Raw genomic sequence first — 26,952 nt, forward strand, 5'->3', positions numbered from 1 at the left:
CGCGCTCGGAGCAGCGTCACGGCCATGGCCGTTCGGCGCCCCGTGCAGCCGGTCGGTCTGCGGTGATGGGTTCGGTGCGCGGACACGCCGCGATGGGCGCAACGCACCAAAGAACGAGCATACGTGGTATTGCCTCCGCGCACAACTAGCCGCTATCCTCCCACCCCCTGAACCCGGCCCGCGCGCCCGCTCTGCTCCCGCTCGCCCCCGCATCCCACCTCGTCGAGAAACACCCTTCCGCACGACAAACACCGCATTGCGCGATGTCTCGCGCCGTTCTGCGTTTCTCGGTGCTCCTCCACAGCCACGCTCGCCGGGTGGGGTTTCCACGGCGGTGCGCTTCGCGCGACGTCGGAGCCAGCGCGCGCGAAAGGGTCTGGTCATGCCGTCTCCGATCTCGTTGCTGCGCCCGTCCCCCATCCCGCTCCATGCCGTGCGACAACTCGACGCCGGGCGGTTGCGCGCACGCGGCGACGCGGGCTTCGTGCGCGTTCGCACGGGCGTCTACGCGGATCGGCGACTCTGGCAGGACCTCGCTCCCTGGGAGCGCTATCTCGCACGGGTGCATGCGGTGGCGGCTCGCCGCCCGGACACGATCTTCGCCTTCGAATCAGCCGCGGCGCTGCTCGGCCTGCCGATCTTCGGGGAGCCGCGCGACCTCCACACCTACGACCCCGACCGGACGCGCTCCCGGCGCTTCGGCGATGTCGTCGTCCACACGAGCGAAGATCCGAAGATGATCCGCAGCGGGGTGATCAGCGTCACCTCGGTGGCCGACACCGCGCTCGATCTGCTTCGCGTGCTCACGCCGGCCTTCGCACTCGCGGTCGCCGACGCGGCGATCGCGCCATCCCTCGCGAACGCGACGAGTCAGGCTCATCTCCGCGCGCTCGCGGAGACGGCAGCGAACCCGCGCCGCCGCGCGCAGGCGCTGTGGGCGGTGGACCGCGCAGATCCGCAGGCCGAGTCGCCCGCAGAATCGATCAGCCGCGCGGTCATCGAATGGACGGGCTTCGAGGCACCCGAGCTTCAGCGGTGGTTTTCGAGCGAGGGCTTCGATGACCGCGTCGACTTCTTCTTCCCGCGGGCACGGGTGATCGGCGAATCCGACGGGTACGACAAGTACGCCGCTGAGGACTCCCGAGACGCCGTGCGCGGCATCGTCGCCGAGAAGCAACGCGAAGACAGGCTCCGGCGCCAGTGCGACGGTTTCGCCCGCTGGGACCGGGCCGACGCACTCGCGGTGACACCGCTTCGGCGCAAGCTCCACGCCGCGGGGCTGCGCGCCGAGCGGCCGGAGCAGACCGTCATGCTCGCGACGCTCCGGGCGCGCCGGCCCGACGGCCGCCATCCGTGAAGCAGCACCCGCCTCGAGAAACACCGAACGCCCCGAGACACCAGGCGATGCGTGGTTTCTCGGGGCATTCGGGGTTTGTCGGCGCCACGGCGCCCGCAGGCGCGGGGCGGGATGCGCGGGTCAGGTGAAGAGGGAGGCCAGGTTGTCGGGCTCGGGAAGCTCGGAGTTGGCGATGACCTCGCCGTTGACCTCGATCGTCGGGGTTGCGATGCCGGAGTTGCCGGGCTGGATCGGGGTCTCCTGCGTCATCGCGGTGACGTAGTCGCTGTACTCGCCCTCGGTGACGCACGTGTCGATGCCGGTGACGCCGGCACCCTCGGCCATCGCGAGGATCTCCTCGTCGGTCAGGCCCTCGGTGTTCTCGGTCGGCTGTCCCGCGAACATCGCCTGCATGAACGGCACGGCCGCGTCGGGGTCCGCCTCGGCGACGCAGTACATCGCGTTCGCCGCACGCGTCGAGTACTCGGTTCCCTGCGAATAGCGGTCGAGGATCGAGATGGGGTGGATGTTGAGCGTGATCGTGCCGTCGTCCACGAGCTCGAGGATGGCGTCGCCGTAGGCCTCTTCGAACTGACCGCAGATGGGACACATGAAGTCGATGTACGTGTCCATCGACTGCTCGCCGTCACCGACGACGACCGCACCGGTCTCCTGGTCGATGCCGGAGCCCTGCGGGGGCTCACCGGGATCGGTGGCGGCGTTGTTCATCCACACCACCAGCACGGTCACGACGACCAGCACCGCGACGACCACGACACTGACCCAGACGGCGAACCAGTTCGTCTGCTTCGCGTTCGCTGCCATCATGCTGTGTTCCTCTTCCTATGCGATCTCTCGGGGCGTGACGCCGAACGGCGCGAGGCCCTCCGCACCGCCGTCGGGCGCGGTGAGCACCCAGACTCCGCCATCATGCACGGCGACGCTATGTTCCCAATGTGAACCGGCCATGCCGTCGACCGTCGAGACCGTCCAGCCGTCGTCTTCGACGAACGTGACATCGCTGCCGGCGACGACCATCGGCTCGATCGCGAGCACGAGCCCCGGGCGCACCTCCGGCCCGGGGTCGGCGACGCGGTAGTTGAACACCGACGGCGACTCGTGCATCTTGCGACCGATGCCATGCCCGACGTACTCGCGCAGGATGCCGTACTCGCCCTGCGCCTCGATGTAGGCCTGGATGGCGGCGCCGATCTCGCCGATGTGCGTCGCGGTCGACAGGGCGGCGATCCCGGCCCACAGCGACCCCCGCGTCACCCGCGACAGCTCTTCGCGAGCGGCCACGACCTCGGGACGGTCGGGGTCGGGAAGCACCACGGTGAAGGCGGAGTCCCCGTTCCAGCCGCGGTACTCGGCGCCGGCGTCGACCGACACGATGTCACCGGGCTGCAGCACGCGGTCGCCGGGGATGCCGTGGACGACCTGCTCGTTCACGGAGGCGCAGATGGTGTGACGGTATCCGCGGACCATCTGGAAGTTCGACTTCGCCCCGCGGGAGGTGATCACCTCGGATGCGGCCGCATCCAGCTCCGCGGTGGTCACGCCCGGTCCGATGAGCGACCGGACGGCGGCCAGGGCGTCGGCGGTGATGCGGCCGGGCTCGATCATCGAGCGCAGCTGCGCCGGGGTCTTGTAGAGGGAGCGGCGACCGGGGAGGAGCGACGGCGACACGTCAGGCCAGGGCGCGGCGCGCGAGACCGCGCGCTTCGAGAGCCGCCACGATCCGCTCGGTGATCTCGTCGAGCGTGCCGACGCCGTCGATCGTGTCGACGACGTCGCGCTCGCGGTAGACGTCGAGGATCGGAGCGGTCTCGCGCTCGTAGATGCCGAGGCGGTTGGCGATGACCTCTTCGGTGTCATCGGTGCGCCCCTGCTCCCGAGCACGCTGCGTCAGCCGCGAGATGCTCTCCTCGCGGGGCACGTTCAGCTCGATGACGGCGTCGATCTTCTCGTCGCGCGCGGCGAGGAACGCGTCGAGGTCGGCGACCTGGCCGAGGTTGCGGGGGTACCCGTCGAGCAGGAATCCGTTCGCCGCGTCGTCCTGGCCGAGGCGCTCGGCCACGACGGCGCTGGTGAGCTCATCGGGAACGAGGTTGCCCGCTTCGATCAGCGCCTTCACCTGGTTGCCCAGGTCGGACCCGGCGGCGACGGCCGCGCGGAACATGTCTCCGGTCGAGATCGCCGGGACCCCGAAGGCGTCGGCGATGCGCACGCCCTGCGTGCCCTTGCCGGAGCCCTGGGGCCCCACGATGAGAAGACGAGCGGTCTGATCCGTCATCGGAGGAGCCCTTCGTAATGACGCTGCTGAAGCTGAGCGTCGATCTGCTTCACGGTCTCGAGACCCACACCGACGATGATGAGGATCGACGCGCCGCCGAACGGGAAGTTCTGGTTCGCCCCGACTGTCGCGAGCGCGATCAGCGGCAGCAGCGCGATCAGACCCAGGTAGATCGATCCCGGCAGGGTGATGCGCGTGAGCACGTAGTCGAGGTACTCGGCCGTGGGGCGCCCCGCGCGGATGCCGGGGATGAACCCGCCGTACTTCTTCATGTTGTCGGCCACATCAACCGGGTTGAAGGTGATCGCGACGTAGAAGTAGGTGAACCCGACGATGAGGAGGAAGTAGGTCGCCATGTAGATCGGCGAGTCACCCGTCGTGAAGTACTGCGCGATCCACGCCACCCACGGGGCGGCTTCCTGCCCGGCCTGGGGCTGGTTGAACTGCGCGATCAGCGCGGGGATGTACAGCAGCGACGAGGCGAAGATGACGGGCACCACGCCGGCCATGTTCACCTTGATCGGGATGTAGGTGTTGGTGCCGCCGTAGGTGCGCCGGCCCACCATGCGCTTGGCGTACTGCACGGGGATGCGCCGCTGCGACTGCTCGACGAAGACCACGAGCGCGACCACCACGATGCCCACGGCCAGCACGAGCAGGAAGATCTCGAACCCCTGCGAGGTCGCGATCGCCCACATCGATGCCGGGAAGGCCGCCGCGATCGAGGTGAAGATGAGCAGCGACATGCCGTTGCCGATGCCGCGCTCGGTGACGAGCTCGGCGAACCACATGATCAGGCCGGTGCCGGCGGTCATGGTGATGATGACGAGCAGCTGAGCCCACCACACGTCGTTGGTGAGCACCTGCTGGCACGCGGCGACGTCGGTCACGCCGAACAGCTGACCGCTGCGGGCGACGGTGACGAGGGTCGTGGACTGCAGCAGCGCGAGCGCGATGGTGAGGTAGCGCGTGTACTGCGTGAGCTTGGCCTGACCCGACTGGCCCTCCTTGTAGAGGGTCTCGAAGTGCGGGATGACCACGCGCAGCAGCTGCACGATGATCGTCGCAGTGATGTAGGGCATGACGCCCAGCGCGAAGATGGAGAGCTGCAGCAGCGCGCCGCCGGAGAACAGGTTCACCAGCGACAGCAGACCCTCGGTCGTCCCGGTGATCTGGAGACACTCCTGGATGTTCGGGAAGTCCACGAACGGGGCCGGTATGTGCGCTCCCAGACGATAGATGGCGATGATCGCGAGGGTGAACGCGATCTTCCGCCGCAGGTCGGGAGTGCGGAAGACCCGCGCGATGGCGCTGAACAAGACGATGCCTCCAGGTGGGAATGCGCGGCGGCACACAGGCGCGCCGTTACCCAGGGTAGCCGAACGGGGGCCGGAGTGATCTCCGGCCCCCGTCAGGGACTTACTTGATCGAACCGCCTGCGGCGACGATCTTCTGCTCGGCAGAACCCGAGACCTTGTCGACCTCGACGGTCAGGGCGACCGAGATGTCGCCGGTGCCGAGCACCTTGACCTTCTCGTTCTTGCGGACGGCACCCTTGGCGACGAGGTCGCTCACGGTGACGTCGCCGCCCTCGGGGTAGAGCTCCGCGAGCTTGCTCAGGTTCACGACCTGGTACTCCACGCGGAACGGGTTCTTGAACCCGCGCAGCTTCGGGGTGCGCATGTGCAGCGGCATCTGGCCACCCTCGAAGCCGGGACGCACCTGGTAGCGCGCCTTCGTGCCCTTGGTTCCACGGCCGGCGGTCTTACCCTTCGAGCCCTCACCGCGACCCACACGGGTCTTGGCGGTGTGGGCGCCGGGGACCGGACGCAGGTGGTGCACCTTGAGCACGCCGGGGCGCGAGGCAGCGGCCTCGGTCTCGGCGGGCTTCGCGGACTTCTTCGCGGCGGGCTTGGTCGCCGCCTTCTTCGCCGGAGCCTTGTCGGCTTCGGCCTTGTCGTTCTCAGCCATCAGTCGATCTCCTCAACCTTCACGAGGTGGGCGACGGTCTTGACGTAACCGCGCGTCTGCGCGTCGTCGGGACGGACGACCGAGTCGCCGATCCGCTTCAGACCGAGGCTGCGCAGCGTGTCACGCTGGTTCTGCTTCTCGCTCACCTTGGACTTGACCTGGGTCACCTTCAGACGTGCGGCCATCATGCACCAGCCTTCGCAGCGGTGGCCTCGGCCTCCGCACGCACGAGACGGGCGGGGGCGACCTGGTCGAACTCGAGGCCACGACGCGCGGCGACCGCGCGGGGCTCCTCGAGCTGCTTCAGCGCCTCCACAGTCGCGTGGACGATGTTGATCGTGTTCGACGAGCCGAGCGACTTCGACAGCACGTCGTGGATGCCGGCGCACTCGAGCACGGCGCGCACCGGACCACCGGCGATGACACCGGTACCCGCGGCGGCCGGACGCAGCAGCACGACGCCCGCGGCGGCCTCACCCTGCACCGGGTGCGGGATGGTCGAGGCCGAACGGGGAACGCGGAAGAAGTTGCGCTTGGCCTCTTCGACGCCCTTCGAGATCGCCAGGGGCACCTCGCGGGCCTTGCCGTAGCCGACGCCGACCACTCCGTTGCCGTCGCCGACGACGACGAGCGCGGTGAAGCTGAAGCGACGACCACCCTTGACGACCTTCGAGACGCGGTTGATGGTGACGACGCGCTCGAGGAACTGGTTGTCGCCCCGGTCGCGCGCACCGCGGTCGCGGTTGTTGTTGCGCTCGCGACCGCCGCGGCGGCCTTCGCGCGGCTCGCGCTCGTTCGGCGCCTCGGCGGCGGCCTGCTCGGGCGCGGCCTGCTCGGTGGCGGTCACTTCGGTCTCCTTGTTGTCACTCACAGGTTCAGCCCTCCCTCGCGGGCACCGTCGGCGATCGCGGCGACGCGGCCGGCGTAGCGGTTGCCGCCACGGTCGAACACGACTTCCTCGACACCGGCGGCCTTCGCGCGCTCGGCGACGAGCTCGCCGACCTTGCGCGCCTTGGCGGTCTTGTCACCGTCGAACGAGCGCATGTCCGCTTCGAGCGTGGACGCCGACGCGACGGTGTGACCCTTGGCGTCGTCGACGACCTGGACGAACACGTGACGTGCCGAACGGGTCACGACCAGACGCGGCCGCAGCTCGGTGCCGACGATCTTCTTGCGAAGGCGGGCGTGACGACGCGCACGGGCGACGTTCTTCGACTTCACAGCCATGCTTACTTACCAGCCTTTCCGGCCTTGCGGCGGACGACCTCGCCCGCGTAGCGCACACCCTTGCCCTTGTAGGGCTCGGGCTTGCGGATCTTGCGGATGTTGGCAGCCGTCTCGCCGACGGCCTGCTTGTCGATGCCGCTCACGGTGACCTTGTTGTTGCCTTCGACCGTGAACGTGATGCCAGCCGGCGGCTCGACCAGCACGGGGTGGGAGAAGCCGAGGGCGAACTCGATGTTCGAGCCCTTCTGCTGCACGCGGTAGCCCGTGCCGACGACCTCGAGGCCCTTGGTGTAGCCCTGGGTGACACCGATGATGTTGTTGTTGATGAGCGTGCGGGTCAGGCCGTGGAGCGACCGCGACTCGCGCTCGTCGTCGGGACGGGTCACGACGACCTGGTTGTCCTCGACGGAGACCTCGATGGGCCGGGCGACGGTGATGCTCAGCTCGCCCTTGGGGCCCTTGACGGCGACGGCGCGGCCGTCGACCGAAACGGTCACTCCGGTGGGGATGTCGATGGGAAGACGTCCGATTCGCGACATGTCAGATCACCACACGTAGGCGAGGACTTCCCCACCCACGCCCTTCGACTCGGCCTGCCGGTCGGTGAGAAGACCGGAGGAGGTGGACAGGATGGCAACGCCGAGGCCGCCGAGCACCGTGGGGATCTCGGTCGACTTCGCGTAGACGCGCAGACCGGGCTTGGACACGCGCTTGATGCCCGCGATCGAACGCTCGCGGTTGGGGCCGTACTTCAGCGTGAGGGTCAGGGTCTGGCCGACGCGGGCGTCTTCGACGTCCCAGCCGGAGATGTAGCCCTCCTGCTTGAGGATCTCGGCGATGTGGGTCTTGAGCTTCGAGCTCGGCAGCGACACGGAGTCGTGGTGCGCCGAGTTCGCGTTGCGCAGACGGGTCAGCATGTCTGCGACCGGGTCTGTCATCGTCATGGATTGCTTCTTTCTGTCACCAGGTTTCGTACGCCGTTACACGACGGCCGACCTGTGGTGGGGTGTGGGCCCGGAAGTCCCGGGCCCACGGGGTAGGTCACGCCTGAGCGTCGTCCGCGCGGAACGGGAAGCCGAGGTGACGCAGCAGCGCCCGGCCCTCGGCGTCGGTCCCCGCGGAGGTGACGACCGTGATGTCGAAGCCGCGCACGCGGTCGATGCGGTCCTGGTCGATCTCGTGGAACACCGACTGCTCCTGGAGCCCGAAGGTGTAGTTGCCGTTGCCGTCGAACTGCTTGCCCGACAGACCGCGGAAGTCGCGGATGCGGGGCAGCGCGAGGTTGACCAGGCGGTCCACGAACTCCCACGCACGGTCGCCGCGAAGGGTGACGTGCGCGCCGATGGCCTGGCCCTCGCGCAGCTTGAACTGCGCGATGGACTTGCGGGCCTTGGTGACGACCGGCTTCTGGCCGGTGATCTTGGTGAGGTCCTCGACCGCACCATCGATCACCTTGCTGTCGCGAGCTGCCTCGCCGACACCGGTGTTCACGACGACCTTCACGAGACCGGGGATCTGCATGACGTTCGCGTAGCCGAACTCTTCCTGCAGGGCCTTCTTGATCTCGGCGTTGTACTTCTGCTTCAGGCGCGGCTGGACACGTGCCGAAAGCGAGCCTTCGGCCGCAGGGCCAGCCTGCGCGTCAATGGCGGTGCTCATGTTCAGAGGTCCTTGCCTGACTTCTTCGCGTAGCGCACGCGGACCGTGCGCTTCACGCCGTCCTTGACCTGCTCCTCGACGCGGTGGCCGACGCGGGTCGGCTTCTTGGTCTCGGGGTCGACGACGGCGACGTTGGAGATGTGGATCGGGGCTTCCATCGTTTCGATGCCGCCCGTCTTGGTGCCGCGCTGGGACTGGCCCACGCGGGTGTGCTTGGTGACGAAGTTCACGCCCTCGACGATGACGCGGTCCTGCTCGGTGAGCACCTCGAGGACCTTGCCCTGCTTGCCGCGGTTGTCCTTCGTACCAGAGATGACCTGAACCAGGTCGCCCTTCTTGATGTTCGCCATGATCAGATGACCTCCGGGGCGAGCGAGACGATCTTCATGAACTTCTTGTCGCGAAGCTCACGGCCGACCGGTCCGAAGATGCGGGTGCCGCGGGGCTCCCCGTCGTTCTTCAGGATGACGGCGGCGTTCTCGTCGAACTTGATGTACGACCCGTCGGGACGACGGGTGTGCTTGACGGTGCGGACGACGACGGCCTTGACGACATCACCCTTCTTGACGTTTCCGCCGGGGATGGCGTCCTTGACCGTGGCGACGATGGTGTCGCCGAGGCCCGCGTAGCGGCGGTTCGAGCCACCGAGGACGCGGATGGTCAGCAGCTCCTTGGCGCCGGTGTTGTCGGCGACCTTCAGCCGGGACTCGTTCTGAATCACTTTGCCTTCTCCAGGATCTCGACGAGACGCCAGCGCTTGGTCGCGCTCAGCGGACGGGTCTCGTTGATGACGACGAGATCACCGATGCCGGCGGTGTTGGCCTCATCGTGCGCCTTCACCTTCGAGGTGCGGCGCATGACCTTGCCGTAGAGCGGGTGCTTCACGCGGTCCTCGACCTCGACGACGATGGTCTTGTCCATCTTGTCGCTGACGACGTAGCCGCGGCGGGCCTTGCGGTACCCGCGGGCGTCGGCGTCACGCACGTCGTGCTCGGCGTGCTCGTGGCCGGGAACCTGCTCCGCGGCCTCGGCAGCTGCCTTCTTCGTGGTGGCCATCACTCAGCCTCTTCCTTCGCGGCCTCGGCGGCGTCCGCCTTCTTGGCCTTGCTCTTCTTCGCCTTCGTCTCCACCGGCGCGGGCGTGGCACGGATGCCGAGCTCGCGCTCGCGGATCACGGTGTAGAGCCGCGCGATGTCGCGCTTGACCGCACGGATGCGGCCGTGGCTCTCCAGCTGCCCGGTGGCCGACTGGAAGCGCAGGTTGAACAGCTCTTCCTTGGCCTTGCGCAGCTCCTCGACGAGGCGCTGGTCTTCGAACGTGTCCAGCTCGCTGGTCGCGAGCGTCTTGGTGCCGATCGCCATTACGCGTCGCCCTCCTCGCGCTTGATGATGCGTGCCTTCAGGGGCAGCTTGTGGATTGCGCGGGTCAGCGCCTCACGAGCGAGTTCCTCGTTGACGCCCGAGACCTCGAAGAGGACCCGGCCCGGCTTGACGTTTGCGACCCACCATTCCGGCGAACCCTTACCGGAACCCATGCGGGTCTCGGCGGGCTTCTTGGTCAGCGGTCGGTCGGGGTAGATGTTGATCCACACCTTTCCGCCACGCTTGATGTGACGCGTCATGGCGATACGAGCGGACTCGATCTGACGGTTGGTCACGTAGGCGGGGGTCAGCGCCTGGATGCCGAACTCACCGAACGACACCTTGGTGCCACCGGTGGCCTGGCCACCGCGCTTGGGGTGGTGCTGCTTGCGGTACTTGACCTTGCGGGGGATGAGCATTACGCCGACGCTCCTTCTGCGACCGGGGCCTCGCTGCGGGGGCCACGGCGGCGGTCACCGCGCTCGCGCGACGGCTTCTGAGCCGCCTGCTCGCGCGCCAGTTCCTTGTTGGTGAGATCGCCCTTGTAGATCCAGACCTTCACGCCGATGCGGCCGAAGGTGGTCTTGGCCTCGTAGAAGCCGTAGTCGATGTTCGCGCGGAGGGTGTGCAGCGGCACACGGCCTTCGCGGTAGAACTCGGAGCGGCTCATCTCGGCGCCGCCGAGGCGGCCCGACACCTGGATGCGGACACCCTTGGCGCCGGCGCGCTGCGCGCCCTGCAGGCCCTTGCGCATCGCGCGGCGGAAGGCCACGCGAGCGGCAAGCTGCTCGGCGATGCCCTGGGCGACCAGCTGAGCGTCGGTCTCGGGGTTCTTCACCTCGAGGATGTTCAGCTGGATCTGCTTGCCGGTGAGCTTCTCGAGGTCGCCGCGGATGCGCTCGGCCTCGGCGCCGCGGCGGCCGATCACGATGCCCGGACGGGCGGTGTGGATGTCGACGCGGACGCGGTCACGCGTGCGCTCGATCTCGATGTTGCTCACGCCGGCACGGTCGAGCTGCTTCTGCAGCAGCTGACGGATCTTGATGTCCTCGGCGACGTAGTCGGCGTAGCGCTGGCCGGGCTTCGTCGAGTCGGAGAACCACCGCGACACGTGGTCGGTGGTGATGCCGAGGCGGAAGCCGTACGGGTTGACTTTCTGTCCCATTACTTGCTCGCCTTCTTCGAGTTGGCAGCCGGCGCGGTCTCGGCGACCTCGGGCGTCGACAGCACGACCGTGATGTGGCTCGTGCGCTTCTTGATCTGGAATGCGCGACCCTGGGCACGGGGCTGGAAACGCTTGAGCGTCGTGCCCTCGTCCACGTACGCGTTCTTCACGTACAGGTCCTGGTCATCCAGGTACTCGCCGTCCTTGTCGGCCTTCACGCGAGCGTTCGCGATCGCCGAGGCGACGAGCTTGTAGATCGGCTCGCTCGCACCCTGCGGCGCGAACTTGAGGATGGCCAGGGCCTCCTCGGCCTGCTTGCCCTTGATGAGGGCAACGACACGACGAGCCTTCTGAGGGGTCACGCGGATGTGTCGCACGCGGGCGATGGACTCCACCATTTCTCTCTCCTCTCAGCGCCCCCGCGTCAGCGGCGGCGGCCCTTCTTGTCGTCCTTCTCGTGGCCGCGGAAGGTGCGGGTGGGCGCGAACTCGCCCAGCTTGTGGCCGACCATGGTCTCGGTCACGAACACGGGGATGTGCTTGCGACCGTCGTGCACGGCGATCGTGTGGCCCAGCATGGCCGGGATGATCATCGAGCGACGCGACCAGGTCTTGATGACGTTCTTCGAACCCGCCTCGTTCTGCGACACGACCTTGCGAAGCAGGTGCTCGTCGACGAAGGGGCCCTTCTTGAGACTGCGTGGCATCTTCTGTTCCTACCTACTTGCGCTTCTTGCCGGCGGTGCGACGACGGACGATGTACTTGTCGCTTTCCTTGTTGGGGTGGCGGGTGCGACCCTCCGGCTGGCCCCACGGGCTGACGGGGTTGCGACCACCGGAGGTCTTGCCCTCACCACCACCGTGCGGGTGGTCGACCGGGTTCATCGCGACACCGCGGACGGTCGGGCGGACGCCCTTCCAGCGCTTGCGGCCGGCCTTGCCCCAGTTGATGTTCGACTGCTCGGCGTTGCCGACCTCGCCGATGGTGGCGCGGCAGCGCGCGTCGACGTTGCGGATCTCGCCCGAGGGCAGACGCAGCTGCGCGTACGGGCCGTCCTTGGCGACCAGACGCACCGAGGCGCCGGCCGAGCGTGCCATCTTCGCGCCGCCGCCGGGACGGAGCTCGATCGCGTGGATCACCGTACCGGTGGGGATGTTGCGCAGCGGCAGGTTGTTGCCCGGCTTGATGTCCGCGCCGGCACCCGACTCGACGATGTCGCCCTGCTTGAGCTTGGCGGGCGCCAGGATGTAGCGCTTCTCACCGTCGGCGAAGTGCAGCAGTGCGATGCGCGCGGTGCGGTTGGGGTCGTACTCGATGTGAGCGACCTTCGCGTCGATGCCGTCCTTGTCGTTGCGACGGAAGTCGATCACGCGGTACTGGCGCTTGTGCCCACCGCCGATGTGGCGGGTGGTGATGCGGCCCTGGTTGTTGCGTCCACCGGTCTTGGCCAGCGGACGGAGCAGCGACTTCTCGGGCGTCGATCGGGTGATCTCCGCGAAGTCGGCCACCGACGAGCCGCGGCGACCGGGGGTCGTCGGCTTGTACTTGCGAATAGCCATGATTCTCTCGTCCCTTACCCGACCGTCAGTTGACTGCCGTGAAGATGTCGATGGAACCCGACTTCAGCGTGACGATGGCGCGCTTGGTGTCCTTGCGCTTGCCGGTGCCGAAGCGGGTGCGACGGGCCTTGCCGACGCGGTTGATCGTGTTGACGCCAGCGACCTTCACGCCGAAGATCTTCTCGATCGCGGCCTTGATCTCGGTCTTCGAGGCGCGGGGGTCCACCAGGAAGGTGTACTTGCCCTCGTCGATGAGCCCGTAGCTCTTCTCCGAGACGACCGGCTTCAGGATGATGTCGCGCGGGTCCTTGTTGGATGCCGTCTGCAGGACGTTCTCCGTGGTCATGCCGAGACCTCCTCTGTGGCGGCGCTCTTGGACGCGACGAAGGCGTCGTAGGCGGCCTTGGTGAAGACGATGTCGTCGGAGACGAGCACGTCGTAGGCGTTCAGCTGGTCGAACGACAGCACGTGGACGAACGCGAGGTTGCGCACGCTCAGGATGCTGCGCTCGTCGTCGCGGTCCACGACCACGAGCACGTTCTTGGTGGCGCCGAGGCCGGTGAGGACCGACGCGGCGGCCTTGGCCGACGGGCCGTTCTCGGTGCCGAAGGCCTCCACGATGTGGAGACGCTCGCCGCGGGCACGGTCGCTCAGGGCGCCGAGGAGGGCGGCGGCGATCATCTTCTTGGGGGTGCGCTGCGCGTAGTCGCGCGGCTTCGGCCCGTGGACGATGCCACCACCGGTCATGTGCGGCGCACGGATCGAACCCTGGCGGGCGTTACCGGTGCCCTTCTGCTTGAAGGGCTTGCGGCCGGCGCCGGAGACCTCACCGCGACGCTTGGTCGAGTGGGTGCCCTGGCGAGCCGCCGCGCGCTGCGCGACGACGACCTGGTGGATCAGCGGGATGTTCGTCTTGACGTCGAACAGCGCGGCGGGAAGCTCAACCGAACCGGCGTTCTTGCCGTCGGCGCTGCGGACGTCGAGCGCGAGAGTCGAGTCGGCCATGAGATCAGGCACCCTTCACTGCGTTGCGGACGTAGACGGTGCGGCCACGCGCGCCGGGGACGGCGCCCTTGACGAGCAGCAGGCCCTTCTCGGCGTCGACGGCGTGCACCGTGAGGTTGAGGACGGTCACGCGCTCGCCGCCCATGCGGCCGGCCATGCGCATGCCCTTGAAGACGCGGCTCGGGGTCGCCGAGGCGCCGATCGAACCGGGCTTGCGGTGGTTGCGGTGCGCACCGTGCGAAGCGGAGACGCCCTTGAAGTTGTGGCGCTTCATGACACCCGCGGTGCCCTTGCCCTTGCTGGTGCCGACGACGTCGACCAGCTGGCCCGACGCGAAGACGCCGTCCACCGTGAGCTCCTGACCGAGTGAGTAGTCAGCGGCGTCCGCGGTGCGGATCTCGGTCAGGTGGCGACGCGGGGTCACGCCCGCGGCCTCGAAGTGGGCCGTGAGGGGCTGGTTGACCTTGCGGGGATCGATCTGGCCCGCGGCGATCTGGACGGCGCTGTAGCCGTCCTTCTCGACCGAGCGGACCTGGGTGACCACGTTGGGGGCCACCTCGATGACGGTGACGGGGACGAGCTTGCCGTCCGCGTCCCAGACCTGGGTCATGCCGAGCTTGGTGCCCAGCAGGCCCTTGGAAACCTTGGTGTTGATGTCAGCCATGGATCGGACCTCAGAGCTTGATCTCGATGTTGACGTCGGCCGGCAGGTCGAGGCGCATCAGCGAGTCGACGGCCTTGGGCGTCGGGTCGACGATGTCGATCAGACGCTTGTGGGTGCGCATCTCGAAGTGCTCGCGGCTGTCCTTGTACTTGTGGGGCGACCGGATGACGCACACGACGTTCTTCTCGGTCGGGAGGGGCACCGGGCCCACGACCGTCGCGCCCGCACGGGTCACGGTGTCGACGATCTTGCGCGCCGAGGAGTCGAGACCTGCGTGGTCGTACGACTTCAGGCGAATGCGGATCTTCTGTCCCGCCATTGTCTGCTCACTCTCTTTCTCGCGTCTTACCGCGGTGTTCCCCTTGCGGGGCACAGCGCAGGCATCGGACGCACACGGCGCTTTCGCGCCCTGGCACTTTCGTCCCGCTCTCGCGGGTTCTGCTGCACCGCTGTTCTGATGTCAATCCGGACATCGGGTGTCCGGCCGGCACTCGCACGCACGGGAGTGCATCCCGTTCGAGGAGGTGTCGGTGTGGCGTTCTGCTGCCCGCGGCCTAGGTCCTCGCGCGTCTGGCTCGAAGAGTTCGACGCCCCGCCTATGCACTGCCCTGGCAGTGATCCGGCGGCGCACAGAAGCGCACGCCGGAATGTGGAACCTGACTAGCTTAGCCGCGGGTCGACATCCCACGCAAACCCGGGCGTGTCGCGCTGGGTCGACTCCCAGGAACGACACGCCGGAGAGCGCCGGTACGGACACGACGAAGCCCCCGAGGTTTCCCCCGGGGGCTTCGTGGATCTCGAGTGGAGATCTCGCGAGGAGATCTCGATACGCCGCCTGACGGCGGCTACTCGATCTGAGCCGCCGCCGCGTCAACGCGCGCTATGCGCGCATTGACCCGGCACGGCTCACTTCAGGATCTTGGTGACGGTGCCGGCACCGACGGTGCGGCCACCCTCGCGGATGGCGTAGCCGAGGCCTTCCTCCATGGCGATCGGCTGGATGAGCTCGACCGTCATGTCGGTGGTGTCGCCGGGCATGACCATCTCGGTGCCCTCGGGCAGCGTGATGACGCCGGTGACGTCGGTGGTGCGGAAGTAGAACTGCGGGCGGTAGTTCGTGAAGAACGGGTTGTGACGCCCACCCTCGTCCTTGGAGAGGATGTAGGCGGTGCCCTCGAAGTTCGTGTGCGGGGTGACCGAACCGGGCTTCACGACGACCTGGCCGCGCTCGACGTCGTCACGCTTGGTGCCGCGCAGGAGCAGACCACAGTTCTCGCCGGCCCAGGCCTCGTCGAGCTGCTTGTGGAACATCTCGATACCGGTGACGATCGTCTTCTGCGTCGGGCGCAGACCCACGATCTCGACCTCGGAGTTGATGGCCAGGGTGCCGCGCTCGGCACGGCCGGTGACGACGGTTCCACGACCGGTGATCGTGAAGACGTCCTCGATCGGCATCAGGAACGGCTTGTCCTTGTCGCGCACCGGGTCGGGCACGTTCTCGTCGACGGCCTCCATGAGGTCGAGGACCGACTGGACCCACTTGTCGTCGCCCTCGAGCGCCTTCAGACCGGAGACCTGCACCACGGGGGCGTTGTCACCGTCGAAGTCCTGGCTCGACAGGAGCTCGCGGACCTCGAGCTCGACGAGCTCCAGGATCTCCTCGTCGTCGACCATGTCGGCCTTGTTGAGCGCGACCACCAGGTAGGGCACGCCGACCTGCTTGGCCAGCAGCACGTGCTCGCGCGTCTGGGCCATCGGGCCGTCGGTGGCGGCGACCACGAGGATCGCGCCGTCCATCTGGGCGGCACCGGTGATCATGTTCTTGATGTAGTCGGCGTGACCCGGGGCGTCCACGTGAGCGTAGTGGCGCTTCGGGGTTTCGTACTCGACGTGCGAGATGTTGATCGTGATGCCGCGCTGGCGCTCCTCGGGCGCCGAGTCGATCGACGCGAAGTCGCGCTGCACGTTGGTGGCCGACGGGTACTTGTCGGCGAGCGTCTTCGAGATCGCCGCGGTGAGCGTGGTCTTGCCGTGGTCGACGTGACCGATCGTTCCGATGTTCACGTGCGGCTTGGTCCGCTCGAACTTGGCCTTAGCCACTGGGTCCTCCTCAGGACGTCGTGTAGATCTTCCGGGCGCTGGATTGCGACCGGTCGTCTACGGGGATGGTTGTCAGTCTAATAGACGGGTCTGTATTCAGTTTGCGAGCTTCCGGGGCCGCCGTGACGGCCCCGGAAGCAGGGCTACTCGCCCTTGTTCTTCTGGATGATCTCCTCGGCCACGGCCTTGGGAACCTCGGCGTAGCTCTCGAACTCCATCGAGTACACGGCGCGGCCCGAGGTCTTCGAGCGCAGGTCGCCGATGTATCCGAACATCTCCGACAGCGGCACGCTCGCGCGCACCACCTTGACGCCGGCGGCGTCTTCCATCGACTGGATCTGTCCACGACGCGAGTTCAGGTCGCCGATGACGTCGCCCATGTACTCCTCCGGAGTACGCACCTCGACGGCCATGACCGGCTCGAGGATCACGGGGCCGGCCTTGCGGGCGGCCTCCTTGAAGCCCATCGAACCGGCGATCTTGAACGCCATCTCCGACGAGTCGACATCGTGGGATGCGCCGTCGAGGAGGGTCGCCTTCACACCGACCATCGGGTACCCGGCGAGGATACCGACGTTCATCGCGTCCTGGAAGCCCGCATCCACCGAGGGGATGTACTCGCGGGGGATGCGACCACCGGTGACCTTGTTCTCGAACTCGTAGATCTTGTCGCCCTCGACCTCCATGGGCGCGAGGCCGAACTGGATCTTGGCGAATTGACCCGAACCACCGGTCTGCTTCTTGTGGGTGTAGTCGTGCTTGTCGACGGTCTTCTTGAGCGTCTCGCGGTAGGCCACCTGGGGCTTTCCGACGTTCGCCTCGACCTTGAACTCGCGCTTCATGCGATCCACGAGGATGTCCAGGTGCAGCTCGCCCATGCCCTTGATGACGGTCTGACCGGTCTCGGCGTTGAGCTCGACGCGGAACGTCGGGTCCTCTTCGGCGAGCTTCTGGATGGCCAGCGAGAGCTTCTCCTGGTCGGCCTTCGTCTTCGGCTCGATGGCGACCTCGATGACGGGCTCCGGGAAGGTCATCGACTCGAGCACGACCTGGCTGTCGGAGTCCGAAAGGGTGTCACCGGTGGTGGTGTCCTTCAGACCGATCACGGCGTAGATGTGACCGGCGGTGACCGAGTCGACCGGGTTCTCCTTGTTGGCGTGCATCTGGAAGATCTTCCCGACGCGCTCCTTCTTGCTCTTGGTCGAGTTCACGACCGCCGAGCCGGAGTCCAGGTGTCCCGAGTAGACGCGGATGTAGGTCAGGCGACCGAAGAAGGGGTGCGAGACGACCTTGAACGCGAGGGCCGCGAAGGGCTCGTCGCGGTCGGCGTGACGCTCGATGATCTTCTCTTCGTCCTTGGGGTCGTGCGCCTCGATGGCGGGCACGTCCAGGGGCGAGGGGAGGTAGTCCACCGTCGCGTCGAGCATCGGCTGCACACCGCGGTTCTTGAACGCCGAGCCGCAGAGCACCGGGTACGCCTCGCCGGCGATGGTGAGCTTGCGGATCGCGCCCTTGATCTCCTCGGGGGTGAGCTCCTCGCCGCCGAAGTACTTCTCCAGCAGCGCGTCGTCGGACTCGGCGACGGCCTCGAGCAGCTTCTCGCGGTACTCCTCGACCTTGTCGACCATGTCTGCCGGGATCTCTTCGATCTCGTACTTGGCGCCCATGGTCACGTCGCCCTTGGCGTCGCCGGGCCACACCAGGGCGCGCTTGTAGATGAGGTCGACGACGCCGACGAAGTCGTTCTCGGCTCCGATGGGCAGCTGCAGCACGAGCGGCTTCGCCTTCAGGCGGCTGACGATCGTGTCGACGGTGAAGTAGAAGTCAGCACCCAGCTTGTCCATCTTGTTGACGAAGCAGATGCGGGGGACGTTGTACTTGTCGGCCTGACGCCACACGGTCTCCGACTGGGGCTCCACGCCCTCTTTGCCGTCGAAGACGGCGACGGCACCGTCGAGCACGCGGAGCGAGCGCTCCACCTCGACCGTGAAGTCGACGTGCCCGGGGGTGTCGATGATGTTGACCTGGTTGCCCTCCCAGAAGCACGTCACCGCAGCGGAGGTGATCGTGATGCCGCGCTCCTGCTCCTGCTCCATCCAGTCGGTGGTGGCAGCGCCGTCGTGCGTCTCGCCGATCTTGTGATTGACGCCCGTGTAGAACAGGATGCGCTCGGTCGTCGTCGTCTTGCCGGCATCGATGTGCGCCATGATGCCGATGTTGCGGACCTTCTTGAGGTCGGTGAGCACGTCTTGTGCCACGGGGTGTCCTTACGTGTAGTGACGGATGGATGCGTTTCGTCTCGCGCTGCTCGCTCAACGACCGTGGGTTCCGGTCGTTGAGCGAGCGGCGAAGCCGCGAGTCGAAACGCGGCGACGCGGAGCGCGGGTTACCAGCGGTAGTGCGCGAATGCCCGGTTCGACTCGGCCATCTTGTGGGTGTCCTCACGACGCTTGACCGCGGCACCCAGGCCGTTCGAGGCATCCAGGATCTCGTTCTGGAGGCGCTCGGTCATCGTCTTCTCACGACGACCCTTGGCGTAGCTGACGAGCCAGCGCAGCGCGAGGGTGTTCGCGCGGTGCGGCTTGACCTCGACCGGCACCTGGTAGGTCGACCCGCCGACGCGGCGGCTCTTGACCTCGAGGGTCGGACGCACGTTGTCGAGGGCCTTCTTCAGCGTGGCGACCGCGTCCTGGCCGTTCTTGGCCTCGACGCCGCGGAGGGCGTTGTACACGATCGACTCGGCGAGGGACTTCTTGCCGTCGACGAGGATCTTGTTCACCAGCTGGCTGACGATCGGTGCACCGTAGACCGGGTCGTTGACGACGGGGCGCTTCGGGGCGGGTCCCTTACGAGGCATCTAACTCAACCCTTCTTCGCGCCGTAGCGGCTACGGGCCTGCTTGCGATTCTTGACGGCCTGGGTGTCCAGGGCGCCGCGAACGATCTTGTAACGCACACCGGGGAGGTCCTTGACACGACCGCCGCGCACGAGCACCAGCGAGTGCTCCTGCAGGTTGTGGCCCTCACCGGGGATGTACGCGGTGACCTCGGTGCCGTTGCGGAGCTTGACACGGGCGACCTTGCGCATCGCCGAGTTCGGCTTCTTCGGTGTGGTGGTGTACACGCGGGTGCACACGCCCGCCTGCTGCGGGTTCGCCTTCAGCGCCGGAGCCTTGGTCTTGGCGACCTTGGGGCTGCGGCCCTTGCGAACCAACTGCTGAATGGTTGGCACGTTCTCTCTACTCTCGTTTCGCTGCGCGGGGCCGGAGCCGTCGCACAGGTGCTGCACGGTGACAGCGTTCGTGGTTTCACCACAGATCCGACGTGCAGAACAATCGTGCTGCACGCGTTGTCGGATATGCCGTGGGGGTGGCCTGTTCGCAGACCGTTCCCGGGATGAGGCGACCTCGCGGACCCGTCTGGCATGCCGAGACACGGCAGACGGCGCGCGCGGACGCACACCCGATCCATGATACGCGCTGGCACCGAGGGGGGTCAAACGAGTGTCGGATCCGCCCGCGGCCTCACAAGAGCAGAAGAAGCACCAGGGCGCCGGCGGCGAGGACCACGCCCACCCCGATCCCGGCGAGGAGCAGGAACGCCCGGCGCCGACCGCGGCGTCGCTCGCGCGAGCGGGCGGCGCGGTCCGGGGCGGGCCCTTGCGGACGACGGGCCGACGCCGGGCTGCGGCGCGCCACGAACGGCTCGGCGGTTCGCGGCGCGACCGGGTCGAAGGCGCCGTCCGGTACGGCTGCGGTGCGCACGAGCGGTCGTTCGGCCGTGATCGCGGGGTCTGCGGCGCGGGAGCCGCGCACGCGGACGGTCGTCGCGTCGGGGCGACGCCGCCGCTCGGCCGCAGGTGCCGTCGGCGCGTCGTCGATCCGTCGTCGCGCGAGCTGGGTCGGCGGCTCCGGATCCCGTCGTCGCGAGCGGGCCGTCACGTCTTCCGCGCTGTCGCCGGACCCGGCGCGCTCGCGGCGCGAGATCCGAGTCGCCTCGTCGGGATCGACGTCGTCGTGCGGATCGCCGGTCACGAGGCGGCGGCCTCCTCGAGGCGGAGCTCGGCGTCGCCGAGCAGGAAGCGGGGGGTGAGGCGGGTGACCGCACCCGGCTCCACGTCCGTCTCGTCCTCGTTGTCGGCGATGAGCACGACGCCGTTGGTCGAGTCGAGGTCGACCACGGCCCACACGTCACCGCGCAGCTCGAGCCGGGCGTGCGTCTTGGAGACGGTGCGGGTCGGGTCGCCGACGGTGATCAGCTGCGCCTGCGGGAAGGCCGCATCGACGCTCGGCCGGCGCCCGACGATCGCGACTTCCTCGCTGAGGGGGATGCGCTCCCCGTCGGGGGCCACCAGCACCCAGCCGGTGCGGCGACGTCGCGTGACGATCGTGTGGTCGGCGAGCTCCTCGTCACGGCTGACGTCGGCGAAGCGCGCGGACACCGAGGATCGAGCCGACAGCGGGGAGCCCGCCACGGGCGCTCCCACGATGGCGGAGACCCCACCGTCGTCGGGGAACGCGTCGTCGTCGGACGACGAGGGGGCGGCGGCATCGCGCGCGACGGCGGGAGCACGGGTCACGGGCGGCGGGGTGGGCGCAGCCGGCGGTGCCGGGGGGACGGCGGGCGAGGATGTCGGCTCGCCGGGCGCGGCGGGCTCGGCGTTCTCGGGCGACGCCGCCGGTTCGGCGGGCTCGGGCGGCACGGACGGTTCGACGAACTCACGCGGGGCGGGGCGCTCGGGCGGCACGGGCGGATGGGACTCGTCCACGACGGGCGCGGACGGCACGGCGGAGATCGGGGCCGGAGCCCCGGGCACGGCGTCGGTGACCTCGCCGGTGAACTCCCCCGGCACGCTGAGGTCGAAGCCGTTCCAGGCCGGGCGCGCCGTCGACCGGCGCAGCGGCGGCGGCACCTCCTCACGATCCTCGACCGCCGGCTCCGCCGCGGAATCGACCCCGGGGAGGTCGGCCGGGCGCGGTGGCGCGATGACGGGCGCGGCCGTGACGGGCGGCGGCGGGGCGGCCGCGCCACCGTCATCGTCATCGTCATCGTCATCGCCCGACGGCTTCTCATCGAGCAGGGCGCCGGGCACGGGATCGTCGACGGCCGAGTCGGTGTCGGGGTCCTCATCGAGCACTTCCGGCCACCAGTCCGCGAAAGGAGACCGCGCCTCGGACGTCTCGGCGGCCGGCGTCGATGCGGCGTCGGCCGGTGGCTGCTCCGGTGCGCGCGTGGGCGCCCAGCCGGCCAGGCCCGCCGCGGCGGGGCGCTCGCCGTCCTGACTCTCGGCCGCCTCCTCGGCGACGCCGAACGATGCGGGTGTCCCGTCGAAGCCGCGGGCGTAGACCGGGTCGGCCACATCGCCGTGGGTACGGCGTCGCGGCGCACCGGCGTCATCGGCCCCGATCCAGCGGGCGGAGCCGAAGCCCAGCACCGTCGCCCAGACCGGCGGCAGCAGCACCGCGAGCACGGTCATTCCGCCGCCGTAGCCGAACGCGCGACCCACCCGGTGAGCGGCGAGCACGAACACCACGAACACGATCACGGGACCGGCCACAGGCAGAAGGATGAGCAGCACGCTCCACCACGGGTAGCCGGCGAGCTGGAAGAGGACGCCGAGGTTGTAGACCGGCACCCAGCCCTTCCAGGCCGCTTCCCCGGACTTGCGGAACAGCGCCGACAGCGCGATGGCCGTCCACACGTAGAGCAGCACGCTGACCACGAGCGAGGTCGCCGTGACGGCGACGAGTGCGGTGGAGTCGGTGTTCATGGTGCGGTGCGCGCTCGCCGGGGCGAGCCGCGCTCCCCCCTTTCGGCGAGACGTCGGCGGCGGCCGCCCGCCGGGGCGGCCTGACGCATGAATGATCTCAGAGAAACGGATGCCGCGAGCGCGCGCCACACACCCCGCTCGGTGCGCAGCGCGCGTCGCCGCGCGTCGACGTCGCGCCAGAAGCTCTCGGCCTCGTCGGGGGTCGCGCCGCGTCCGGAGAAGGTCGCGGCATCGGCGGCCGCCGCGATCCGACCGCCGTCGGGCAGCTCCCAGAGCTCGGCCACCTCGACCCGGGTGCGGGCACCGGGCGCCTCGCGGCGGGCATCGGCGGCCGCGTCGACGATCTCGTCCCACCCGCCGGCGATCCGCTCCGCCGGCGTGGGGGCGCGGCGTCGTCCGCGCCGGCGCGCGGCCTTCGCGGCGATGACGGCCGCGAAGGGGCCGAGCAGAAGCAGCGCGATCAGGAGCACGATCGACGTCGTCCGGAGGACCGGCCACAGCCACGCCAGATCGAGCCCGGCGCGGTCCTCGTCGTCGCGGGCGGCGGCGTCATCCTGCTGGGTGGGATCCGGCGGCACGACCTCCTCGACGGCGTCGGGGCGCACGTCGGTGACGTTCTCGGGGTCACGCTGCTCGGTCGTGTCCAGGTTCGGCGAGCGCGTGTGCTGGGGCGTGGTGTCCATCGGCACCCACGCCCCGGTGGCGGTCTGCACCTCCACCCACGCGGCGAGATCGCCCGCGGTGCACACACCGTCGTCGCACACCGACGCGGAGTCGTCCTCGGACTGGAGTCGTGTGCCGACGACGACGCGGGCGGGGAAGCCCAGCTCCTCGGCGATGAGGGCCGCGGCGACGGCGAACTGCTCGTCGTCGCCGACCGCGGCGACGAAGTTGTCGGCGGCGACGGCCTGGGGGTCGGACTCGCGCTGCAGCAGGCGCGTGAACATCTGATCGATGCGAGCGAGGGAGTGGCCTGCAGCGGCGGGCTGGAACCGGTAGTCGACGAGGTCCTCGACCCACCGCGAACCCGCTTCCGGCTCGGTGAGCCCGTGGCTGAGGTATCCGCGGTCGCGCAGCAGGTCGATCAGTCCCACGAGCGCCGCACCGTCCGATCCGGTGCGGTGCTCCTCGACCCACGTGCGCAGGCTCTCCGGCGCCTCAACCGCGGGCGTCGTGCCGGGTGCGGTCATCGCCGCCGGGTCGACGGTCTCGGCCACCGAAGCGACGAGGCGATAGCCGTCACCGGCGCGAAGCCCGCCGCCGGCGGTCTGGACGCCCGCGGCGTCGTCGGCGCTGTAGTAGAACCCGTCGGCGAGGGCGCTCGCACGCTCGCCGACGAAGGCGACCTCGACGAGATCGCCGGCCGTCGGCATCCACACGCTTCCGAGATCCGCGATGCCGACCTCGAGGACGGCGCTCTCACCCGGCTCCGCCGCACGGGTGGACGGAACGCGCACGAAGCGCGTCTCCGGCTCGGTGCGGTAGACCTCACCGTCGTACCCGTCGAGGGTGGCGATGCGGATGCGGTCGACCTCACCCTCTTCGACGTCGACGGTGAAGAGCACGTCGTCGTAGCGCTCGTCGTCGAACGAGGCCCGATATGCCGCGAGCGGACTGATCTCGGCGGACAGGTCGATCTCGGGTGCGGTGAGGCTGCGCAGCACGTCGCGGTTCAGCCCCTGCGCGCCGAGCGGGACGACCGCGACGGCGACGATCACGGCGAGGGTGAGCATCCCGGCGGCCGTCCAGGCCCGTGCCGCAGATCCGCTGGCGGCGCGGCGCGTCACGCGCGCTCGACCGGCACGCTCGAGGGCGCCGGCACGCTGGGCGCGCCCGCGCCAGACGAGCCACAGCAGCGCGGCCGTGAGAGCCGACGCCCCCACCGCGGTCTCCACGGGAGCCGGCAGCGCGACCGGGCCCATCACGAGGGTCTCGCTCACGGTCGTGCGCCCGAAGAGCAGGCCGAATCCGACCATCGCCAGCCCGACGGGCACGGCGGCGTACGCGCGTGCATCGCGCCGCCAGGACAGCAGCAGCATCGCGCACGTTCCGCCGAGGAAGACCACCAGCGCCGGCACCAGCAGGTTGCGGTACGACCCTACGGGCAGATCGACGGTCAGCAGGTCCTTCCACCCGAACACGGCTCCGGTGAGGACATCACCGAACGCGAGCGGCAACTGGGCGATATCGGACAGCCGCGTCGGAGCGGCGACGACGACGCCGACCGCGAACAGGGCACCGATCAGGATCGCCGCGACGATCCATCCGCCCCACCCGAACCGCTGCGCGCACACCGCCACGGCGGCGCCGATCGCGGCTCCGGCGGCGACGACCACGAGGAAGTGCGGTGCCGCGTACACCGGCCAAGCCGCGGTCGCGGCGATCACGACGATCGCGAGCGTGAAGGCGGCGCCCGCGAGGAATCGTCCCGGACCGCCGACCGGCTGCCGTGCCGGGCGCGCCGCGGCGCTCGAGCCGCTCACGCGGTCGCCCCGCGGACGAGGAGGCCGGCGAGGTCGTCGATCGTGCCGACGGTGAGCACCGTCATGCCGCTGACGGCCTGCATGCGCGGGTGCGCCCGTTCGTCGCAGCGCACCCCGACGACCGTCGCATCGGCGGGGAAGTGCAGCGCGGCCTGACGCAGGCGCGACAGCGGCACGCGGGAACCGGTCACCACGAACGCGATCGACAGGCGCTCGCCCGACTCCCCCGCCACACGGCACACCTCGCCGACCGGCATCGTCGTCTCGAGAAGGTCGATCCCGCTGAAGCCGTCGAGCATCCCACGCGGGGACACCGCCGGCACGCGCTGCACGGCGCGCAGGCGACCGCGGATCACCCGCGGCACGTCGCCGCCGGCCACGATGTCGACCTCCCGCGCGTCACGGACCGCCCGCAGGCCGATGGAGGCCGCGCACGAGACGGCGAGCTCGAACTCGTCGGCATCGGCGTATTCGTCCTGCGCGATCGCGAGGATGACGGCCATGCGCGATCGCCGGGTCTCCTCGTACTGCCGCACCATGAGCCGCCCGGTCTTGGCGGTGGACTTCCAGTGCACCTGCCGGCGACTGTCGCCCGGCGCGTATTCGCGGATGGCGTGGAAGGCCATGTCGGCATCCACGAGCCGCCGCGTCGGGAAACCCTCGAGGTCGCGGATGAGCCCGGCGCTCGTGGACGGGAGGGCCACGGTGCGCGGATGCACGTACAGGTCGTGCACGTCGGGGAAGGCGTGTTCGCGTCGCAGCAGGCCGAGGGGGTCCGCCCGCACGGTCGTGGCGGGCCCGACCGAGACGATCCCGCGGCGCAGGTCGGGAAGCTCCAGCGGGTCGTCCACCGCGTGACCGGGCCGCAGCAGCGGCACCTCCACCTCGACCAGGCCCTCCCCCACGGGGATGTCCAGGCGCCCGGGGAGCGTCGTACGCGGGCCGGTGTTGCGCACGCCGATCGCGCCGGCGACGGCCGATCCCGCGACGGCGCGCTCGTGCGCGAGGGAGAGATCCACGGCGTAGGAGCGCGCCCCGAAGAGGAACGGCACGGCCGTCGCGAGCAGCACGAGCGCGATGACGGCGGCCACCAGCCATTCCACCCACCCGAAGACGAGGCCGAAGACCAGGCCGACGGTCGCGGCGACGACCACGAGCACGCCCGCCGGACGCACGGTGCGCGCGGACCACCGCGCCGCCTGGGCGACGGCCGCCACGACCACGCGGGTCACGCGCGTGAGCCCCACGACCGCACCGACGAGCGCCCGATCGCGTCGCGTGCCCGACACGTGCGTGCCGGTCGCGCCGAACGTCGTCGACCCGCCGGCGGTGTCGCCGCGGGTGGATGTGCGGGTCAGTCGGGAGTCGGTGGGCGTCATACCGCCTCGCGTCGCGTGGGCGGTTCGACATCCAGCAGCACCTGGCCGACCACGGCTTCCGGGGTGACACCGTCGAACTCGGCCTCGGCGTGCAGGATCAGGCGATGCGCGAGCACCGGCACGGCGAGCGCCTTGACGTCGTCGGGCGTGACGAAGGTGCGCCCCTGCGCGGCGGCGCGTGCGCGGGACGCGCGCGTGAGGGCGAGGGCCCCGCGGATGCTCACGCCCAGGCGCACCTCGTCGGCCGAGCGCGTCGCGTCCACGAGGCGTGCGATGTAGTCGAGCACGAGAGCGTCGGCGTACACGGTGGCGGCCAGGTCGGCCATGCCGACCAGCGCCTGGGGGGTGATGATCGGGTGGAGCTCTTCGGTGGCGATGGCCGCGCCGTCGAGGATGCGCACCGTGGCAGCGTGGTCGGGGTAGCCGAGCGAGGTGCGCATGAGGAAGCGGTCCAGCTGGGCTTCCGGAAGCCGGTAGGTGCCGGCCTGCTCGACCGGGTTCTGGGTCGCCAGCACCAGGAACGGCACCCCCACGGCACGGCTCACGCCGTCGATGGTGACGTGCCCCTCCTCCATGACCTCCAGGAGCGCCGCCTGCGTCTTCGGGCTCGCACGGTTGATCTCGTCGGCGAGCACGATGTTGGCGAAGATCGGTCCCGCGTGGAACTCGAACACGCCCTGCTTCTGGTCGTACACGCTGATGCCGGTGATGTCGCCGGGAAGCAGGTCCGGCGTGAACTGGATGCGCGTGTTGGTGCCCTGCACCGACTGCGCGATGGCGCGGGCGAGCGAGGTCTTGCCGGTACCGGGCACATCCTCCAGCAGCACGTGTCCGTCGCTGAGCATCGCGGTGAGCACCAGTTCGACCACGTGGCGCTTGCCCAGCACCGCGCGCTCGACGTTGTCGGCGATCTGCGCGAAGGTCTGGGCGAACCAGGTGGCCTGTTCCTGCGTGATGGTCATCGTTCCTCGTTCGTTC

At 69.1% G+C, this 26,952-nt stretch carries 34 protein-coding genes; 1 reads left to right on the forward strand and 33 read right to left on the reverse strand.

Features of this window, described 5'->3' with window-relative positions; all coding sequences use genetic code 11:
- The first annotated feature begins 382 nt into the window (after nucleotides 1-382).
- Nucleotides 383-1,357 carry a hypothetical protein gene (locus tag IM777_RS14025; RefSeq protein ID WP_194383806.1) on the forward strand — a complete coding sequence of 325 codons (975 nt, stop codon included), beginning with the start codon at nucleotides 383-385 and terminating at the stop codon, nucleotides 1,355-1,357.
- A gap of 120 nt (nucleotides 1,358-1,477) precedes the next feature.
- Here IM777_RS14025 and IM777_RS14030 read toward each other — a convergent pair whose 3' ends face one another.
- From IM777_RS14030 to IM777_RS14190, 33 genes are all read right to left on the reverse strand, one after another.
- Complete coding sequence (locus IM777_RS14030; protein WP_228480826.1) at nucleotides 1,478-2,164, reverse strand: DsbA family protein; 687 nt, start codon at nucleotides 2,162-2,164, stop codon at nucleotides 1,478-1,480.
- 15 nt (nucleotides 2,165-2,179) lie between these two features.
- Nucleotides 2,180-3,025 (reverse strand): type I methionyl aminopeptidase, encoded by an 846-nt coding sequence (map, locus tag IM777_RS14035; RefSeq protein ID WP_228480827.1) that lies wholly within the window; start codon nucleotides 3,023-3,025, stop codon nucleotides 2,180-2,182.
- A 1-nt stretch (nucleotide 3,026) separates the two neighbouring features.
- Entirely contained in the window at nucleotides 3,027-3,632 is a 606-nt protein-coding gene (locus IM777_RS14040; RefSeq protein ID WP_071044932.1) for an adenylate kinase, read from the reverse strand.
- Nucleotides 3,629-4,951 carry a preprotein translocase subunit SecY gene (secY, locus tag IM777_RS14045; RefSeq protein WP_071044931.1) on the reverse strand — a complete coding sequence of 441 codons (1,323 nt, stop codon included), beginning with the start codon at nucleotides 4,949-4,951 and terminating at the stop codon, nucleotides 3,629-3,631. The genes IM777_RS14040 and secY overlap by 4 nt, the downstream gene beginning before the upstream one ends.
- A 100-nt stretch (nucleotides 4,952-5,051) precedes the next feature.
- On the reverse strand, nucleotides 5,052-5,603 hold the full coding sequence (gene rplO / locus IM777_RS14050) for a 50S ribosomal protein L15 (protein ID WP_194383807.1): 552 nt from the start codon (nucleotides 5,601-5,603) through the stop codon (nucleotides 5,052-5,054).
- Entirely contained in the window at nucleotides 5,603-5,788 is a 186-nt protein-coding gene (rpmD, locus tag IM777_RS14055) for a 50S ribosomal protein L30 (protein WP_023954062.1), read from the reverse strand. Before rpmD ends, rplO begins: the two co-directional genes overlap by 1 nt.
- Complete coding sequence (rpsE, locus tag IM777_RS14060; RefSeq protein WP_071044930.1) at nucleotides 5,788-6,474, reverse strand: 30S ribosomal protein S5; 687 nt, start codon at nucleotides 6,472-6,474, stop codon at nucleotides 5,788-5,790. Before rpsE ends, rpmD begins: the two co-directional genes overlap by 1 nt.
- A complete protein-coding gene (gene rplR / locus IM777_RS14065; RefSeq protein ID WP_194383808.1) occupies nucleotides 6,471-6,830 on the reverse strand; it encodes a 50S ribosomal protein L18 in 360 nt (119 codons plus the stop codon). The genes rpsE and rplR overlap by 4 nt, the downstream gene beginning before the upstream one ends.
- 2 nt (nucleotides 6,831-6,832) lie before the next feature.
- On the reverse strand, nucleotides 6,833-7,369 hold the full coding sequence (rplF, locus tag IM777_RS14070) for a 50S ribosomal protein L6 (RefSeq protein ID WP_071044928.1): 537 nt from the start codon (nucleotides 7,367-7,369) through the stop codon (nucleotides 6,833-6,835).
- Nucleotides 7,370-7,375: 6 nt separating this feature from the next.
- Nucleotides 7,376-7,774 carry a 30S ribosomal protein S8 gene (rpsH, locus tag IM777_RS14075; RefSeq protein ID WP_071044927.1) on the reverse strand — a complete coding sequence of 133 codons (399 nt, stop codon included), beginning with the start codon at nucleotides 7,772-7,774 and terminating at the stop codon, nucleotides 7,376-7,378.
- 97 nt (nucleotides 7,775-7,871) lie between these two features.
- Nucleotides 7,872-8,489 (reverse strand): 50S ribosomal protein L5, encoded by a 618-nt coding sequence (gene rplE, locus IM777_RS14080; protein WP_228480828.1) that lies wholly within the window; start codon nucleotides 8,487-8,489, stop codon nucleotides 7,872-7,874.
- Between the two features lie 2 nt (nucleotides 8,490-8,491).
- Nucleotides 8,492-8,839: a 50S ribosomal protein L24 gene (gene rplX / locus IM777_RS14085; RefSeq protein ID WP_071044925.1), complete on the reverse strand. Its 348-nt coding sequence runs from the start codon at nucleotides 8,837-8,839 to the stop codon at nucleotides 8,492-8,494.
- Nucleotides 8,840-8,841: 2 nt separating this feature from the next.
- Nucleotides 8,842-9,210: a 50S ribosomal protein L14 gene (gene rplN / locus IM777_RS14090; RefSeq protein WP_071044924.1), complete on the reverse strand. Its 369-nt coding sequence runs from the start codon at nucleotides 9,208-9,210 to the stop codon at nucleotides 8,842-8,844.
- A complete protein-coding gene (gene rpsQ / locus IM777_RS17450; RefSeq protein WP_228480829.1) occupies nucleotides 9,207-9,545 on the reverse strand; it encodes a 30S ribosomal protein S17 in 339 nt (112 codons plus the stop codon). Before rpsQ ends, rplN begins: the two co-directional genes overlap by 4 nt.
- Nucleotides 9,545-9,850, reverse strand: a complete 306-nt coding sequence (gene rpmC / locus IM777_RS14100) for a 50S ribosomal protein L29 (RefSeq protein ID WP_194383809.1) — start codon at nucleotides 9,848-9,850, stop codon at nucleotides 9,545-9,547. Before rpmC ends, rpsQ begins: the two co-directional genes overlap by 1 nt.
- A complete protein-coding gene (rplP, locus tag IM777_RS14105; RefSeq protein ID WP_071044922.1) occupies nucleotides 9,850-10,269 on the reverse strand; it encodes a 50S ribosomal protein L16 in 420 nt (139 codons plus the stop codon). Before rplP ends, rpmC begins: the two co-directional genes overlap by 1 nt.
- Complete coding sequence (gene rpsC / locus IM777_RS14110; protein WP_071044921.1) at nucleotides 10,269-11,015, reverse strand: 30S ribosomal protein S3; 747 nt, start codon at nucleotides 11,013-11,015, stop codon at nucleotides 10,269-10,271. Before rpsC ends, rplP begins: the two co-directional genes overlap by 1 nt.
- Nucleotides 11,015-11,413: a 50S ribosomal protein L22 gene (gene rplV / locus IM777_RS14115; RefSeq protein ID WP_071044920.1), complete on the reverse strand. Its 399-nt coding sequence runs from the start codon at nucleotides 11,411-11,413 to the stop codon at nucleotides 11,015-11,017. Before rplV ends, rpsC begins: the two co-directional genes overlap by 1 nt.
- Nucleotides 11,414-11,439: 26 nt before the next feature.
- Nucleotides 11,440-11,721: a 30S ribosomal protein S19 gene (rpsS, locus tag IM777_RS14120; RefSeq protein WP_045246805.1), complete on the reverse strand. Its 282-nt coding sequence runs from the start codon at nucleotides 11,719-11,721 to the stop codon at nucleotides 11,440-11,442.
- Nucleotides 11,722-11,734: 13 nt separating this feature from the next.
- Nucleotides 11,735-12,574, reverse strand: a complete 840-nt coding sequence (rplB, locus tag IM777_RS14125; RefSeq protein ID WP_194383810.1) for a 50S ribosomal protein L2 — start codon at nucleotides 12,572-12,574, stop codon at nucleotides 11,735-11,737.
- A 25-nt stretch (nucleotides 12,575-12,599) separates the two neighbouring features.
- The gene (gene rplW / locus IM777_RS14130) at nucleotides 12,600-12,920 is read right to left on the reverse strand and encodes a 50S ribosomal protein L23 (protein WP_194383811.1); all 321 of its coding nucleotides are present in this window, start codon (nucleotides 12,918-12,920) and stop codon (nucleotides 12,600-12,602) included.
- Nucleotides 12,917-13,579 (reverse strand): 50S ribosomal protein L4, encoded by a 663-nt coding sequence (rplD, locus tag IM777_RS14135; protein WP_071044917.1) that lies wholly within the window; start codon nucleotides 13,577-13,579, stop codon nucleotides 12,917-12,919. Before rplD ends, rplW begins: the two co-directional genes overlap by 4 nt.
- Nucleotides 13,580-13,583: 4 nt before the next feature.
- Nucleotides 13,584-14,243, reverse strand: a complete 660-nt coding sequence (rplC, locus tag IM777_RS14140; RefSeq protein ID WP_071044916.1) for a 50S ribosomal protein L3 — start codon at nucleotides 14,241-14,243, stop codon at nucleotides 13,584-13,586.
- A gap of 10 nt (nucleotides 14,244-14,253) precedes the next feature.
- Complete coding sequence (rpsJ, locus tag IM777_RS14145; RefSeq protein WP_039403048.1) at nucleotides 14,254-14,562, reverse strand: 30S ribosomal protein S10; 309 nt, start codon at nucleotides 14,560-14,562, stop codon at nucleotides 14,254-14,256.
- 587 nt (nucleotides 14,563-15,149) lie between these two features.
- A complete protein-coding gene (gene tuf, locus IM777_RS14150; protein ID WP_071044915.1) occupies nucleotides 15,150-16,343 on the reverse strand; it encodes an elongation factor Tu in 1,194 nt (397 codons plus the stop codon).
- Nucleotides 16,344-16,486: 143 nt separating this feature from the next.
- A complete protein-coding gene (gene fusA / locus IM777_RS14155) occupies nucleotides 16,487-18,601 on the reverse strand; it encodes an elongation factor G (RefSeq protein ID WP_071044914.1) in 2,115 nt (704 codons plus the stop codon).
- A 128-nt stretch (nucleotides 18,602-18,729) separates the two neighbouring features.
- Nucleotides 18,730-19,200 carry a 30S ribosomal protein S7 gene (gene rpsG, locus IM777_RS14160; RefSeq protein WP_050722490.1) on the reverse strand — a complete coding sequence of 157 codons (471 nt, stop codon included), beginning with the start codon at nucleotides 19,198-19,200 and terminating at the stop codon, nucleotides 18,730-18,732.
- Nucleotides 19,201-19,205: 5 nt separating this feature from the next.
- Nucleotides 19,206-19,574: a 30S ribosomal protein S12 gene (gene rpsL / locus IM777_RS14165; protein ID WP_071044913.1), complete on the reverse strand. Its 369-nt coding sequence runs from the start codon at nucleotides 19,572-19,574 to the stop codon at nucleotides 19,206-19,208.
- Between the two features lie 292 nt (nucleotides 19,575-19,866).
- The gene (locus tag IM777_RS14170) at nucleotides 19,867-20,376 is read right to left on the reverse strand and encodes a hypothetical protein (protein WP_071044912.1); all 510 of its coding nucleotides are present in this window, start codon (nucleotides 20,374-20,376) and stop codon (nucleotides 19,867-19,869) included.
- Nucleotides 20,373-22,112: a DUF5684 domain-containing protein gene (locus IM777_RS14175; protein WP_194383812.1), complete on the reverse strand. Its 1,740-nt coding sequence runs from the start codon at nucleotides 22,110-22,112 to the stop codon at nucleotides 20,373-20,375. The genes IM777_RS14170 and IM777_RS14175 overlap by 4 nt, the downstream gene beginning before the upstream one ends.
- Nucleotides 22,109-24,595: a transglutaminase domain-containing protein gene (locus IM777_RS14180; RefSeq protein WP_194383813.1), complete on the reverse strand. Its 2,487-nt coding sequence runs from the start codon at nucleotides 24,593-24,595 to the stop codon at nucleotides 22,109-22,111. The genes IM777_RS14175 and IM777_RS14180 overlap by 4 nt, the downstream gene beginning before the upstream one ends.
- Nucleotides 24,592-25,974 (reverse strand): DUF58 domain-containing protein, encoded by a 1,383-nt coding sequence (locus IM777_RS14185; RefSeq protein WP_194383814.1) that lies wholly within the window; start codon nucleotides 25,972-25,974, stop codon nucleotides 24,592-24,594. The genes IM777_RS14180 and IM777_RS14185 overlap by 4 nt, the downstream gene beginning before the upstream one ends.
- Nucleotides 25,971-26,936 carry an AAA family ATPase gene (locus IM777_RS14190; protein WP_071044908.1) on the reverse strand — a complete coding sequence of 322 codons (966 nt, stop codon included), beginning with the start codon at nucleotides 26,934-26,936 and terminating at the stop codon, nucleotides 25,971-25,973. The genes IM777_RS14185 and IM777_RS14190 overlap by 4 nt, the downstream gene beginning before the upstream one ends.
- Nucleotides 26,937-26,952: the final 16 nt, after the last annotated feature.

The organism is Microbacterium luteum (assembly GCF_015277875.1).
Lineage (GTDB): Bacteria > Actinomycetota > Actinomycetes > Actinomycetales > Microbacteriaceae > Microbacterium > Microbacterium luteum.